Source organism: Rahnella bonaserana, assembly GCF_019049675.1.
Taxonomy (GTDB): domain Bacteria; phylum Pseudomonadota; class Gammaproteobacteria; order Enterobacterales; family Enterobacteriaceae; genus Rahnella; species Rahnella bonaserana.
The window spans coordinates 254,028-268,285 of sequence record NZ_JAFMOW010000063.1; the positions used below are offsets into that span (position 1 = coordinate 254,028).

At 52.0% G+C, this 14,258-nt stretch carries 10 protein-coding genes; 5 read left to right on the top strand and 5 right to left on the bottom strand.

Annotated elements, in window-relative coordinates:
• The first annotated feature begins 14 nt into the window (after positions 1-14).
• Entirely contained in the window at positions 15-278 is a 264-nt protein-coding gene (yhcN, locus tag J1778_RS13745) for a peroxide/acid stress response protein YhcN (RefSeq protein ID WP_112286809.1), read from the top strand.
• 304 nt (positions 279-582) lie between these two features.
• Here yhcN and mpl read toward each other — a convergent pair whose 3' ends face one another.
• The gene (gene mpl / locus J1778_RS13750) at positions 583-1,968 is read right to left on the bottom strand and encodes a UDP-N-acetylmuramate:L-alanyl-gamma-D-glutamyl-meso-diaminopimelate ligase (protein ID WP_217173639.1); all 1,386 of its coding nucleotides are present in this window, start codon (positions 1,966-1,968) and stop codon (positions 583-585) included.
• A gap of 167 nt (positions 1,969-2,135) precedes the next feature.
• Here mpl and fbp point away from each other — a divergent pair, with 167 nt between their 5' ends.
• Complete coding sequence (fbp, locus tag J1778_RS13755) at positions 2,136-3,140, top strand: class 1 fructose-bisphosphatase (protein WP_217173640.1); 1,005 nt, start codon at positions 2,136-2,138, stop codon at positions 3,138-3,140.
• 124 nt (positions 3,141-3,264) lie between these two features.
• Here the strand turns inward: fbp and J1778_RS13760 are convergent, their stop codons facing one another.
• Complete coding sequence (locus J1778_RS13760) at positions 3,265-4,836, bottom strand: methyl-accepting chemotaxis protein (RefSeq protein WP_217173641.1); 1,572 nt, start codon at positions 4,834-4,836, stop codon at positions 3,265-3,267.
• A gap of 316 nt (positions 4,837-5,152) precedes the next feature.
• On the opposite strand from J1778_RS13760, the gene ppa reads away from it, so the two are divergent.
• The gene (gene ppa, locus J1778_RS13765; RefSeq protein WP_013573791.1) at positions 5,153-5,683 is read left to right on the top strand and encodes an inorganic diphosphatase; all 531 of its coding nucleotides are present in this window, start codon (positions 5,153-5,155) and stop codon (positions 5,681-5,683) included.
• 103 nt (positions 5,684-5,786) lie between these two features.
• On the opposite strand, the gene J1778_RS13770 is transcribed toward ppa, so the two are convergent.
• The 3 genes from J1778_RS13770 to tamA are packed head-to-tail and all read right to left on the bottom strand — an operon-like array spanning position 5,787 to position 11,663.
• The gene (locus J1778_RS13770) at positions 5,787-6,140 is read right to left on the bottom strand and encodes a gamma-glutamylcyclotransferase family protein (RefSeq protein WP_095923679.1); all 354 of its coding nucleotides are present in this window, start codon (positions 6,138-6,140) and stop codon (positions 5,787-5,789) included.
• Between the two features lie 31 nt (positions 6,141-6,171).
• Positions 6,172-9,987: an autotransporter assembly complex protein TamB gene (gene tamB, locus J1778_RS13775; protein ID WP_217173642.1), complete on the bottom strand. Its 3,816-nt coding sequence runs from the start codon at positions 9,985-9,987 to the stop codon at positions 6,172-6,174.
• A complete protein-coding gene (tamA, locus tag J1778_RS13780; protein WP_238484721.1) occupies positions 9,984-11,663 on the bottom strand; it encodes an autotransporter assembly complex protein TamA in 1,680 nt (559 codons plus the stop codon). Before tamA ends, tamB begins: the two co-directional genes overlap by 4 nt.
• Positions 11,664-11,991: 328 nt before the next feature.
• Here tamA and msrA point away from each other — a divergent pair, with 328 nt between their 5' ends.
• Both msrA and paeA read left to right on the top strand, forming a co-directional pair.
• On the top strand, positions 11,992-12,627 hold the full coding sequence (msrA, locus tag J1778_RS13785) for a peptide-methionine (S)-S-oxide reductase MsrA (protein ID WP_217173702.1): 636 nt from the start codon (positions 11,992-11,994) through the stop codon (positions 12,625-12,627).
• Between the two features lie 229 nt (positions 12,628-12,856).
• Complete coding sequence (gene paeA / locus J1778_RS13790; RefSeq protein ID WP_217173644.1) at positions 12,857-14,209, top strand: polyamine export protein PaeA; 1,353 nt, start codon at positions 12,857-12,859, stop codon at positions 14,207-14,209.
• Positions 14,210-14,258 lie beyond the last annotated feature (49 nt).

Consider the following 14,258-nt stretch of genomic DNA (forward strand, 5'->3'; position numbering starts at 1 on the left):
TTCAGGAAATTATCATGAAAATCATTACTACTATTGCCGCCCTTAGCCTGTTATCTGCTGTTTCTTTCGGTGCATCAGCCGCTCAGCTGGTGACTAATCAGCAGGCAGAAAATTTACAGCCTATGGGAACAATCAGCGTCAGCGGCGTCGATGGTGTTCCGACCGATATCCGCCAGCAACTGTCTGATAAAGCCGACAGCAAAGGCGCTAAATCTTTCCGCGTGATAGAAGCCCATAACGACGGCGCTTATCATGCAACCGCAGAAATCTATCAGTAAGATTTCTGAGTAAGTCCCTGATACAAAGCCACTGTTTGAGTATTTTGAATTAGCGTTACCGGGTTTCAACAGCCACTGTTCGAAGAAATACAGCGAAAAACTACTGCGCTGTTGAGGCTGGAAGGAGAGCTGACACTGCCACTGCCTTGCTCTCCGGCTAACGATACCCTCGTCGTCCTGTCCGACGACACCCTTTGGCCCTCATTTTTTGAGGGCTTTTTTTTGCCTTGAATCTGCCCGCCCGCCGGTAAAAGGCAAAAAAAAGCACAGCCGGAGCTGTGCCTGGTTTCATCAATTCACGGTTTTACAGCTCTTGCACAGCCTGCGCCTTGGCTGCCAGTGCCGTCAGCAGTTTGCCGTGAATGCCGCCGAAGCCTCCGTTGCTCATCACCAGAATATGGTCGCCCGGCAGGGAAGCTTTGATCACCAAATCAACCAGCGAATCCACATCTGCGCTCCAGTGCGCTGGCTGAACACAATGTTCAGCCACTTCAGCCACCTGCCACGGAATATGCTGTGGTTGTAACAGGAAAACCTCATCAGCACGGCCCAGTGACGGGGCCAGTTCATTCTTACTCATCCCCATTTTCATGGTATTTGAGCGAGGTTCGAGAACAGCAAGAATGCGCGCAGTCCCGCCAACTTTGCTGCGCAAAGCAGAAAGCGTGGCCAGAATCGCTGTCGGATGGTGAGCGAAATCGTCGTATACGCTGACGCCGTTTTCCACACCGCGAAGCTCCAGGCGACGACGGGCATTGATAAATTCACCCAATGCTTTACATGCATCTTCCGGTTTAACGCCGACATGACGGGCAGCGGCGATCGCCATCAGTCCGTTATGCATATTGTGTTCGCCGACCAGATTCCAGTTAACCTGGCCGACCACTTCGCCGTGCAGATATACTTCGAAAGTGCTGGCATCTGGCGTCAGTTTTTTCGCATCCCATGTACAATTTTCAGCTTCACCGGCAAATTCCTGCTCACTCCAGCAGCCCATCGCCATGACCTGTTTCAGTGGTGTGTCGTGCTCTGGCAAAATGATTTTGCCTTTGCCCGGCACCAGTCGCACCAGATGGTGGAACTGTTTCTGAATGGCCTTGAGGTCGTCGAAGATATCAGCATGATCGAATTCGAGATTATTGAGCACCAGCGTACGCGGGCTGTAATGAACGAATTTGGAGCGTTTATCAAAGAACGCGCAGTCGTATTCGTCGGCTTCCAGCACCATAAATGGACTGTTGCCCAGACGTGCAGATACGTCGAAATTGCCCGGCACGCCGCCAATAACATAACCCGGCTCGTAACCACAGGCTTCGAGGATCCACGTGACCATTCCCGCCGTCGTCGTTTTACCATGCGTACCCGCCACAGCAATAACCCAGCGCCCCGGAAGGACGTGATCATGCAGCCATTGTGGCCCTGAAACATAAGGGATCCCCTGTTCCAGCACGGCTTCGACGCAGGGGTTACCGCGTGTCATCGCGTTGCCGATAATCACCAGATCAGGGTGCGGATCGAGCTGTGCAGGATCGTAGCCCTGGATCAGGTCGATCCCCTGATTTTCCAGAAGCGTACTCATCGGTGGATAAACGTTGTCGTCCGAACCGGTGACCTGATGCCCCTGAGCACGTGCCAGCATCGCCAGCCCGCCCATAAACGTGCCGCAAATCCCAAGAATATGAATGCGCATATATTTTCCATTGATGCCTTTAAGTCAGCCGCTATTCTACCGCTCAGATTCCTCCAGAAGAAATGGATTTGCCTATGATTCGTCCATATATTTGGGCTAAACTGCCTTCGCTCTTGTGAAATTTTTATTAACGTACCGTTATCTATCCTCGATTCAGGGAAAGTGTCATGAAAACGTTAGGCGAATTTATTGTTGAAAAGCAGCAGGATTTTCCACATGCAACCGGTGAACTGACAGCGTTGCTTTCAGCGATAAAACTCGGCGCCAAAATCATTCACCGCGACATCAACAAAGCGGGTCTGGTTGATATTCTTGGCACCAGTGGTGCAGAGAACGTGCAGGGTGAAGTGCAGATGAAACTCGATCTGTACGCAAATGAAAAACTAAAAGCAGCCATGAAGGCGCGCGGTGAAATTGCCGGTATCGCGTCTGAAGAAGAAGATGAAATTGTCATTTTCGAGGGTGAACGCGCTGAAAATGCAAAATACGTCATTTTGATGGATCCCCTGGATGGCTCCTCCAACATCGACGTAAACGTCTCCGTCGGCACAATCTTCTCCATTTACCGCCGTACCACCCCGCTGGGTCAGCCTGTTACTGAAGCTGATTTCCTGCAACCGGGGAATCGTCAGGTTGCCGCAGGTTACGTCGTGTATGGTTCTTCAACCATGCTGGTGTACACCACCGGCGCTGGCGTGCATGCCTTTACTTACGATCCTTCTCTCGGTGTGTTCTGCCTTTCTCACGAAAAAGTCTGTTTCCCTGCAAAGGGCAACATGTACTCGATCAACGAAGGTAACTACATCAAGTTTCCTCTCGGCGTTAAAAAATACATCAAGTATTGCCAGGAGCAGGATGAAGCCACGCAACGCCCTTATACCTCGCGTTATATCGGTTCGCTGGTCGCAGACTTCCATCGTAACCTGCTGAAAGGCGGCATTTATATTTATCCAAGCACCGCCAGCCATCCGAACGGAAAACTGCGTTTGCTGTATGAATGCAACCCGATGGCTTTCCTTGCGGAGCAGGCCGGTGGTAAAGCCAGTGACGGTAAAAATCGTATTCTGGATATCGTCCCGCAAAAATTGCATGAACGTGCGCCGTTCTTTGTCGGTAACAGCTCCATGGTGGAAGATGCAGAACGCTTTATCGCTCAGTTCCCGGATGAATAATCAAACTTGCCTCAATAAAATCATCAAAGAATGAACGTGATACCTCTGTAACTTAGCAATACTCCAGAACGTAAAAAGGTGGCTTTTCAGCCACCTTTTCTTTATTCAGCCCGAGGGTCCGAAATCAGAACTGACCTGCCCGGTTCAGCTTAAATACCGCCATGCTTTCAGCCAGCAACTGCGCCTGTTCTTCCAGAGAACGCGTGGCTGCCGTCGCCTGCTCTACCAGTGCCGCATTCTGCTGCGCCACCTGATCCATTTGGGTAATCGCCACGTTCACCTGTTCGATGCCGTGAGTCTGCTCGGTGGTTGCAATAGAAATTTCGCGCATCAGGCTGGTCACACGCGTCACTTCGCTGGAAATTTCCAGCATCGTGTCTGCGGCTGATTTCACCATATCCGAACCTTCGGAAACGCGGCTTTCAGAATCAACAATCAGCTCTTTGATTTCTTTGGCCGACTGCGCGCTGCGTTGCGCCAGACTACGCACCTCACCGGCTACCACGGCAAAACCGCGTCCCTGTTCGCCGGCACGCGCCGCTTCGACAGCCGCATTCAGCGCCAGAATATTGGTCTGGAATGCGATGCCGTCAATAACGGTTATAATGTCGCCAATGCGTTTCGAGCTGTCAGTAATGCCCTGCATTTTATCCATGACCTGATGCACGACTTCGCTGCCCTTACCGGCAATAACCGATACGCTTTGCGCCAGCTGATTTGCCTGTTCGGAATTCGCAGCGTTCATACGCACGGTAGATGTCAGCTGTTCCATGCTTGCCGCTGTTTCTTCCAGCGACGCGGCGGATTCTTCCGTACGCTGCGCCAGGTGGACGTTACCGGCAGCCAGTTCGCGGGAACCGACATCAATCTGATTTCCGGCATCGCGTACGCGTCCGACCGACTCAACCAGCGAGTCCTGCATTTGTTTCATCGCTTTCAGCAAGCGCCCCATCTCATTATTGCGTGAATCATCAATCTCATGAGTCAGGTCGCCTTTGGCGATATATTCCAGCTGAGCGATAGAGAAATTCAGCGGATGCATGATGATTTTCTGCAGGGCAAACCACGCCAGCACCGCAATCGTCAGCGCAATGGCGAAAGCCACAACGATCACCGTCAGCTGGATACGTGCATTGGCGCGAGCCTGTTCGATGCGCTTGCTGGTGTTATCGACCGCGTAAGCACGAAAATCGGCCAGGGCTTTGTCATAAGCATTGCTGTAAGGCGTGATTTTATTTTCCAGCACATCGTAATAACCGTCTGCGCTTTGCGCCTGAAGCGCAGCCAGAAGCGGTACTAAACCGTTAGCTTTATACGCGTCGTAGGTTTTCTTCACGGCGTCGGATAAATCTCTGCCCTGCTGAGTTTCGTCCTGAATACTGACAAATTTTGCCAGATCGGTATCGGCCTGTTTGATATAACCAGCAATACGATCGGATGTACTTTTCGCATCATCCATCATGCCAATTTCCAGCTGACGTACGGCCACGCCGCTGGCAACTCGCGTGCGCAGCGAGAAACTGTAACTGTCGGCCAGTGAACCGAGTTCATCGCCCTGAAGCTGATTAATCTTTTGCAGGGAAGTCGCACTCTGCCTGATCGCATTGGCACCCAGCACGCTAACCAGCAGTAAAATCAACGTCATAAATACCAGCAAACCGATCAGACCGGCTTTTACGCTCAACTTATTCAACATACGATGTTATCCAGCCATTCAGGTGAAAAGAGATACTTACGGTGAGGTAGGGATCAGGTGATTCCTGATTTTTTGTTTGAATATTGTTATCGGCAACGGACTGAATATCTTGATAAGAAAAGTAAAAACAGGCAGTTACACGGCAAAGCGCCGGATGAGTAAATTTTACTGCCGCTACAGAGGATTTTGCCGACCTTCAGCAGCAGGTCGTGCCGGAAAACGTGTTAAGAGGTTCTGACGAAAAGGGCGGGAAATCGCGGGAGAGTTGGCTATAATGTGCGGCACTCTATTCCTGGTTCAACGAAGGAAACCAACAATGAGCTTACTGAATGTCCCGGCGGGCAAAGAACTGCCAGAAGATATCTATGTCGTTATCGAAATCCCTGCAAACGCGGATCCAATCAAGTACGAAGTGGATAAAGATACCGGCGCGCTGTTTGTAGACCGTTTCATGTCTACTGCGATGTTCTATCCGTGCAACTACGGTTACATCAACCACACCCTGTCTCTGGATGGCGACCCGGTTGACGTTCTGGTTCCAACACCATACCCGCTGCAACCAGGTTCTGTGATCCGCTGCCGCCCTGTCGGTATGCTGAAAATGACCGACGAAGCCGGTGAAGATGCGAAACTGGTTGCTGTTCCGCACACCAAACTGAGCAAAGAATACGATCACATCAAAGATGTGAACGATCTGCCTGAACTGCTGCGCGGCCAGATCACCCACTTCTTCGAGCAATACAAAGCGCTGGAAAAAGGCAAATGGGTAAAAGTTGACGGTTGGGCTGATGCTGCTGCAGCAAAAGCTGAAATCGTGACTTCTTTCGAACGCGCTAAAAACAAATAAGTTTTCAGCCATTTGAATAAAAAAAAACACCGCCACATGGCGGTGTTTTTTTATGTATTAAGCGTTGTCAGACAACGATTATTTTTAGACGACCTTGCTCAGATCACTCACTGACCGCTTCGTTACGCTTCACCCAGTCTCCACCTTCTATTCTCGGCACACCATCCAGTGAGCGAATGTAGAGATAAATCCAGGCGCTGCCATAAGGTGTCGAAATCAGTTCACGACGGTAATCCTTGGTGTTACTTTTCAGCTCATCCAACTCCGCCAGTATTGACGAGGTAATGCGGTAAACTTCGCAATAGACTTTGCCTTCCCCTGGAATAACAGCAGGATAGTGGCCCAGATTATACAGGGCATACCCTTCCAGCTCATGGTCACCCAACCATTGAGCATTCGTCATCCAATGACTGTTGCCTTGCTTGCGTCGCAGACTACCGTAAACAATTATTCGCATGTTTATATTCGTATAGTAAAAGTCACATGAATTAAAACTCAAACTGATAGAGCAAATCCAATGCCTGATCGATGCCTGATACTGCCTGCAGGTAAAGCTTTGGCATCAACCGGTAGCGCAGCGTCAGAGTCGCCAGCGAGTCGAATATCCCGACACCATATTTCACCTGTAATCCCGGTAAAACATAACCACTGACCACGACCTGAGAACTGTCTCCCACGCCCTGAGTATCCAGCGCCAGATTGCTGACACCGAATGCCTCGCCGATTTTACCCACAAGTTTACCACTTTGCGCAACCCCTAACCCGATAAGAGCGGATGTCATTGCGCCACTGTCGCCACCAGAATTGTCTAATCCCTGCCCGCGAAGCAGGTAGGACAAGGCTTCCTGCTGCGACATCGCCGGATCTGAGAATATTTCAAGTTTAGGCGCATCGGCCTCACCGGTGACTCTCAAGCCCGCCACCACGTCATTTTCTGTCGCATCCGGGTTACGGATGGCTTCCAGATTCAGCAACGGCTGATCAGCCGGCCCAGAGAACAACAGCTGCCCTTTACGTACAATCAAATCCTGACCATAAGCATGGAAGCGCCCGGACGGAATATTAATTTGCCCGTTCAGCCCCAGACCACGGCTGTCCTGCGCCACTTTCAGTGCGCCTTCAAGACGGGCTTTCAGACCGAAAGCATCGAGGCGAACATCTTTGCCAATGTTGACCATCAGGTTGCTGTTGATCGGAATAGACGCTGACTTTGGCGCAATCGGCTGACGCTGATCGTTGAGCATCACTTCGTCCGAAGAAATCCCGACGGCGCTTTCCGGTAATTCCTGCACCGTAATGCGTGCCCATGGAATATCGACGGTTCCGTTAAGCGAGAACAGTTGCGGTGTGGCATCAAACACTAAATCCGGTGAAACGTCCAGACGCACCATCGGTGGCACGGAAACACGCACTTTGTTGCCTTTGGCCGCAATACGCGCCCGCCAGGCATTAATCTCACTCCAGTCGGCGTTACCGTTCAGTTCCAGCTGGCCCTGCGCGGTTTTAATCACCCCTTCCATGATGGATGACATGCCGTTGAAATTAATGCCGATATTGGCGTCAGTGATATCAAATGGCATAAACTGCGCGTCAAAATCGACACCGGTCAGTGCCAGCCTGCCAAACACCAGCGGTTTCTGCGCGTTACCGCCGAGACGCAGATTAGCGTTGAGAATACCCGACGCTTTTTCGCCTTCCATCAGCGCCGGTTGCAGCAAAGCCATGGAGATGCGGGCAATATTTACGTTACCGCTGAGATTACGTTTGCCCTGCGGATCGGCAATCTGGATGCTGCCATCCAGCTGGCCGTTATTGGTTATTCTGATTAACCAGTCGAGATTTGCACGGCCATTGTTCAGCCCGGCACTCAGGTTCAGCGTGTCGAAGGCGACGGGCAGCGGACTGCCCTGCACCAGTTGCTGAACTTTCACGCCTTTACCCACCAGCGAGACGCTGGCCTGTGGCAGACCGCCCTCGGCTTTCCAGCTCACATCTGCTTTACCGCTGAATACACCGCTCAGTTGGGTATCATCGGTCAGGAATGGTTTGATCATCGCCAGATCAAAGCGGTTGAGCACAACACTCGCCTGTCCGCTGGCACCGGCATCAATCGTTTTCGGCACACACAAATCCGCGTTCGGGTTTTGCCAGCAGTGCGGGCCGACGGTGATGCGTTGCTCTTTGTTGAAGTAATCCAGCGCAATGGAACGATTGAGACGCCACTGACCGACCGGCGTATCAAACAACGTATTGTTGATGCTGCCTTTCCACTCTTCGGTCGCACGGTCAAAACTGCCACTTAGCGCCAGACGACCGGACACCGGTTTGCCGTCGACTTTAAGCGTCAGCTGATGCTGTTTCTCATTGCCTTTGGCATCGAGATTGATATCGGTGATGTCCAGCGCATCCTGTTTAAGTTGCTGAACGCGCACGGCAAGATTGCCCTGGATCTGATCGGTTGAGCTGACGTCGCCTTTGATATCCACGCGACGCACCGTCAGTGCCTGCCACTTCAGGCCGGTGGCGGTCAGATCCGCCAGCAGCTTCGGCGCTTTAAGATCACCGCGCAGTTGCAACATGCCTTTCACCACGCCGCCCAGCCCCGGCAATGCGCCGTCAAGATGTGGCGCATCCACTTTGGCGTCGAGGTTCCAGGTATCGCCGAGCGTGCCCTTCACATCCAGATTGTTGCGACCCAGTTCAAGGTGCAGTTGCGGGATATCCCACTGACCGTAACTGTTGCCGCGCACATTCCCCTGCGCTTTGACGGCGTTTTGCTTCACGTTGCCTGTCAGATCCAGCACCGGCATCTGTATCTGCCACGTGCCGCCGTACAGACTGCCGCGCGTGGTGATCTTACCCTGCAACTTCGCTGGCCAGTCAGGATACTGTTTTGCGGTATTAATGCCGGTCAGCTTCAGTTCACTGTTCCAGCTGATGGCTTTGCTCCAGTCCACCAGACCGGTCAGATCGGTATTCCCTTCCAGCGCAGCCAGGCGCAGCAACGTCAGTTTAAACTGCTCCACGTTACCTTTACCGTCGAGTGTCAGCGTGGCGGGTGGGATCTGATCGCCCTTGAAATCTGAACGCAGCGAAAGCGCATAATCTGTCGCTTTACCGCTGAAATTAAGTTTGAAGCCTTTTACCTGATATTGCGGCGTACCGGTCAGTGGCCATTGCAGCGCATCACTGGTCAGTTTCAGATCCAGCGGCAGACCGGCTTCAGCCAGTTGAGTTTGCAGCGCAAGTTGCGCGCGAACCGGGCCGGAAAGATTGAGTCCGACATCCAGTTTGTCGCGTAATCCGCCAGCCACTTTCAGTTTGATCTTCTCACCCTTCACCGGATCAATATTCACTGCGGTGTTAATCGTCAGATCTACCGGCCAGTTTTGATTGAGCGTCGCCTGTCCCAGGCCGTCCACTGAACCTTGCGGCGAACGCACCATCAGTTTATCCAGTTTCACTCGCTGATTTTGCGTACTGGCTTTCAGCTCAAAACGGGTGATCAACACATCGGTGTCACCGGTCAGACGCAGGTTTTCACCGAGGATTTGCTGAATATCCAGATCGACCGGCAAACGGAAATCCGGTAACTCAGGCAGCAGAGGTTTGGCAAACATCTCCTGCAATGTTTCGCCCAGCGGTTTCTCCGGCACCACTACCGGCGGTTCCGCCGGTTTGCCCGTCGCTTTCTCGACGGCTTTGTCCTGCGCGGCCTGCACCACTTCCGGCAGCGGATTAACCGGTGTTTTCGGCAACGCAATCAGTAATCCGCCGATGCGCGTTGGCATAAGCTGAATGGCGCGGCCTTCCCAGTGGGCCCCCGTGCGGAATGACGCCAGCGAAATCGCGCGGTCATCCAGCGTGATATTAATGTTATCCAGCGTCAGCAAACGCAGTGTGATCGGGTAAGGCGTGCTGAGATTAGTCAGCGGTTCGCTGGTTTCCGGCTCCGGTTGGGCCGCTGCTGGCGTCATCTCTTTGGTGTTCACCACCACGTTGACGTCTTTTACCCGCAGCGCATTAACGCACAGCGCACTGTTTTTCAGACACGAGAAATCGAGTGAAAGATGGAACTCTCCGGCTTTCACATCCACGCCCGGCATTTCGTAATGCACGCCTTTGAGCGTCAGATCGCGCCAGCCGCCTTCAGTACTGGCGATATTCAGTCCCGGTACAAAGCGGTTCGCGCCATTGATCATCAGATGCAGGCCGGTTTGTGTGCCGACCAGAAAAGCCACCAGGCTGATTAACAGCACCAGGAAGATCAGGAAACCCAGACAGATTTTCTTAAATAAACTCATAATTCCGGACCCAAGCCGATGTAAAACTGCAATCCATGCTCATCTTTGTCGCCAACCGGAGCGGCAACATCTAATTTCACCGGGCCTATCGGTGAAGCCCAGCGCACACCCACACCCGCGCCGGTTTTGAAATCGTTTTGTGTGATGTCGTTAACCGCTTCGCCGGAATCGACAAACACCGCGCCCCACCATTTTCCGGTCACGTTGTATTGGTATTCCACCGAACCGGTACCCAGATAGGACGCACCGGTCAGTTTGCCATCGTCATCACGCGGAGAAATGGATTTGTATTTGTAGCCGCGAATACTGCGGTCACCACCGGCGAAGAAACGCAGGGATGGCGGCACGCGCTCGAAGTCATTAGTTTCAATCCAGCCGAGATTTCCGCGGAACACAAACCGGTGTTTATCTGCCAGCGTGCGGATCCAAACGTTTTGCGCCTGAACCACAGCGAAATCAACGTCGGAGCCCCAGGTGGTATTGGACACATCAAGTGAATAGCGCTGGGAATCACCCCAGGTCGGCATCAGGCCGCCGCGCTGACGCGTACGGTTGAGGCTCACACCCGGATAAATCAGCATGGTGGTGTTGGTCACGCTACCCTGCGTAAAGTGGTCGAGGCTCCAGCGCAGGTTCACTGCATGCTGCCAGCCGCTCGAGAGATCCCAATAACGCGCCACATTCACCGTAGTAGAATCCGAGTTGGTATCGTTGAGATCTTCGCGTTTGAAGCCGCCCTGCACCAGGTAATATTGTTCCAGCGGCGATTTAAGCAGCGGGATTTTATAACTGAGATCTAAAGACTGCTCGGGGCCAGACAGCGTGGTCGAGGTTTCAAAACTCTGACCGCGATCGTTAACCCATGGTTTTTTCCAGTTGGCCGTTACGCGCGGGCCAATATCCGTCGAATAACCGACCCCGGTTTCGATAGTGTTTTCGGTACGCGGCGACACCACCGCGTTGAGCGGCAAGGTTTTTGTGGCTTTGGCATCAGTAAAATCTGGAGACACGACCACAGAGTTGAACCATCCGGTCGCGGACAGGCGGCGGTTAAGCTCAGCCAGTTGCGCCGTGGTGTAATAATCACCCTTATGGAATGGCACCAGATTTTGCAGATACTCGTCGCGGATCTGTGATCCCTGATAATGAACGTCGCCGAAGCGGTAACGCTCACCGCTGTCGAACTGAATATCCCAGAACGCTTTATGTTCATCTTCAATGACGCCCAGCTGGCTCTTGCGCATGTTGGCATCAAAATAGCCTTTACGCAGCGCAATGCCGGTCAGAGAGCTTTTGAAATTGTCGTACGTTCCGTGGTTTAAAATCGTCCCTATCGCAGGCACATCACGCTTTTTGAGCTGTTCGAATTCGTTATCTTTATCCGCCTGCCCTTCAATCACCACGCTGGTACCGGCGATTTTTACCGGTGTTCCCGGTGTCACTTTGGCAATCAGAACCGGACGTCCCGGCGGCGGTGTTTCGCGGAAATCAAAATCGATGGTCGGCGAATAGTAGCCCAGCGGCCGTAAACCCTGTTGAATGGCGGCACTGACGCGGGCACGGAACCGTCCGTTAGCCCCGACTTCATCGCTTTGAATTGCTGATAAACGAACGCGGACGTTCTTTTCCAAATCGCCATCCAGGCCTTCCAGCTGCAAACGCACCTTCGCTGCCATGGAAAGTGAGGGGGCCAGCAGTACCAATAACAAACCCAGTTCACGATATCGTGGCACACGCACTCCTGCTAATTTTACTGTCCTGTTAAAATATCAGATGCCCGCCGTAGATAATCCGCCCGTCTTTGGCAGATTCATCCTTATAAACTCAGATGAAAGCATTTTAGTGCTAATCCCCTGAAAATGTTCAACGACGAAGCAACGTTCCCCGTATTGTGTGCAAAGACGCAATCAGATACAACTAACACTGGCCTGTTGGTGATGGTTATTCTTAAGGCCGATTTGTTACAAACCTTGTTCATTTAAGCAACAACTGGAGTTTTCCGTGGTGCAACTTTCCGATAAAACGCAGCCTGTCACGCAGGCAGACGCGTTACCAGGCCGTACAACCCCGATGCCGGTAGCAACTATTCATGCGGTGAATGAACATTCAATGACGCATGTTCCTGACAACATGGAAGTCGCGATTTTTGGGATGGGCTGCTTCTGGGGCGTAGAGCGTTTGTTCTGGCAGCAGGAAGGGGTTTACAGCACAGCAGCCGGTTACAGCGGCGGTTTCACTCCGAATCCAACCTATCGCGAAGTGTGTACCGGCCAGACCGGCCATGCGGAGGTGGTGCGCGTGGTGTTTGATCCGGCAGTGATCAGCTATGCGAAGCTGTTGCAGATTTTTTGGGAAAACCACGATCCGGCTCAGGGCATGCGTCAGGGCGGGGATATCGGCACCCAGTATCGCTCAGGGTTATACGTCCTGAGTGCAGAGCAGCAAGATCAGGCACTGGCCAGTCTGGCGGGTTTCCAGCAGGCGATGGACGAAGCGAACGATAAGCGCGTCATCACTACGGAAATCATCGAAGCCCTGCCGTTCTATTATGCTGAAGACGAACATCAGCAATACCTGTTTAAAAACCCGGAAGGATACTGCGGATTAGGTGGAATTGGCGTCTGTCTGCCCCCTCAATAATGCGGGATTTTTAAGCGCTGGCGGCAGTCTCAGTGCTGCTGCTATACTATGCGGGTCACAAATGTGACCCTTTGAAACTATTTTCTGGCAATTATCTTTGTTTTTCATCCTTACGCTTTTTTCTTCTGAACAGCTTTTTAGTCGTTCTAATAAAATGATGTTCATTTAAGCAACAAAAATAATGAGTGCCTTTCCCTGCCGGTTCAGCCCGGTGTTAAACGGATAGATTATGTTAAACAGTATTTTACTGATTCTTCTACTTATCGCGATCAGTGCCTTTTTCTCGCTTTCTGAGATATCGCTGGCCGCTTCCCGCAAAATAAAGCTTAAACAGTTGGCAGACGAAGGAAACGTCAATGCCTCCCGCGTAATGAAATTACAGGAAACGCCTGGCCTGTTCTTTACCGTGGTGCAGATTGGCCTGAATGCCGTCGCCATCCTCGGGGGTATCGTAGGTGATGCCGCATTCTCCCCTGCGTTCCAGACGTTCTTTATTCGCTTTATGTCGCCTGAAATGGCGGATCAAGTCAGCTTTATTTGTTCCTTCGTTCTGGTCACCAGCCTGTTCATTCTGTTTGCTGACCTCACACCGAAGCGCATCGGTATGATTTCACCTGAGACGGTTGCCGTTCGTATAGTCAACCCGATGCGTTTCTGCCTGATGATTTGCCGCCCGATGGTGTGGTTCTTCAACGGCATGGCAAACATGATTTTCCGTTTGTTCAAACTGCCGATGGTACGTAATGACGACATTACGTCAGATGACATTTACGCCGTGTTTGAAGCCGGTGCACTGGCGGGTGTCCTGCGTAAGCAGGAACATGAGCTGATTGAAAACGTCTTCGAACTCGAATCACGTACCGTACCTTCTTCCATGACCTCGCGTGAAAGCGTGATTTATTTTGACCTGCGGGAAAGCGAAGAAAGCATCAAAGAGAAAATCGCCACCCATCCGCATTCGAAATTCCTGGTGTGTGACGGTCATATTGATCAGGTGGTCGGGTATGTCGATTCCAAAGACTTACTGAACCGGGTGCTGGGCAATCAGAGTTTAATGCTCAGCAGCGGCGTCCAGATTCGCAATGCGCTGATCGTGCCGGATACACTGACCCTTTCTGAAGCGCTGGAAAGCTTCAAAGCCGCGGGTGAAGACTTTGCCGTTATCCTGAATGAATATGCGCTGGTGGTCGGTATTATCACGCTCAATGACGTGATGACGACGCTGATGGGCGACCTGGTCGGTCAGGGCATGGAAGAGCAGATTGTGGCCCGTGATGAGCATTCATGGCTGATTGAAGGGGGTACGCCAATCGAAGACGTGATGCGCGTGCTGCATATCGAAGAATTCCCGCAGTCGGGCAACTATGAAACCATCGGCGGCTTCATGATGTTTATGTTGCGTAAAATCCCGAAACGTACGGACTTCGTGAAATTCTCAGGCTACAAATTTGAAGTGGTAGATATCGACAGCTACAAGATTGATCAGCTACTGGTCACTCGAATTGTCGATCAGCCCGCTGCACCACTGCTGCCGAAGACGCCGCAGGAAATTAAAGATGAGCAGAAAGCCAAGGCTCAGTAATCATTTCCTCAGTAAACAGCTCTTGTGCAAAAATTCCCAGATTCTGAAA

Coding starts and splice junctions, on each gene's coding strand:
- mpl (WP_217173639.1), bottom strand. CDS start 1,968: ATGCGCATTCATATTCTTGGGATTTGCGGCACGTTTATGGGCGGGCTG.
- yhcN (WP_112286809.1), top strand. CDS start 15: ATGAAAATCATTACTACTATTGCCGCCCTTAGCCTGTTATCTGCTGTT.
- tamA (WP_238484721.1), bottom strand. CDS start 11,663: ATGGCAGCGAAGGTGCGTTTGCAGCTGGAAGGCCTGGATGGCGATTTG.
- tamB (WP_217173642.1), bottom strand. CDS start 9,987: ATGAGTTTATTTAAGAAAATCTGTCTGGGTTTCCTGATCTTCCTGGTG.
- fbp (WP_217173640.1), top strand. CDS start 2,136: ATGAAAACGTTAGGCGAATTTATTGTTGAAAAGCAGCAGGATTTTCCA.
- ppa (WP_013573791.1), top strand. CDS start 5,153: ATGAGCTTACTGAATGTCCCGGCGGGCAAAGAACTGCCAGAAGATATC.
- J1778_RS13760 (WP_217173641.1), bottom strand. CDS start 4,836: ATGTTGAATAAGTTGAGCGTAAAAGCCGGTCTGATCGGTTTGCTGGTA.
- paeA (WP_217173644.1), top strand. CDS start 12,857: ATGTTAAACAGTATTTTACTGATTCTTCTACTTATCGCGATCAGTGCC.
- J1778_RS13770 (WP_095923679.1), bottom strand. CDS start 6,140: ATGCGAATAATTGTTTACGGTAGTCTGCGACGCAAGCAAGGCAACAGT.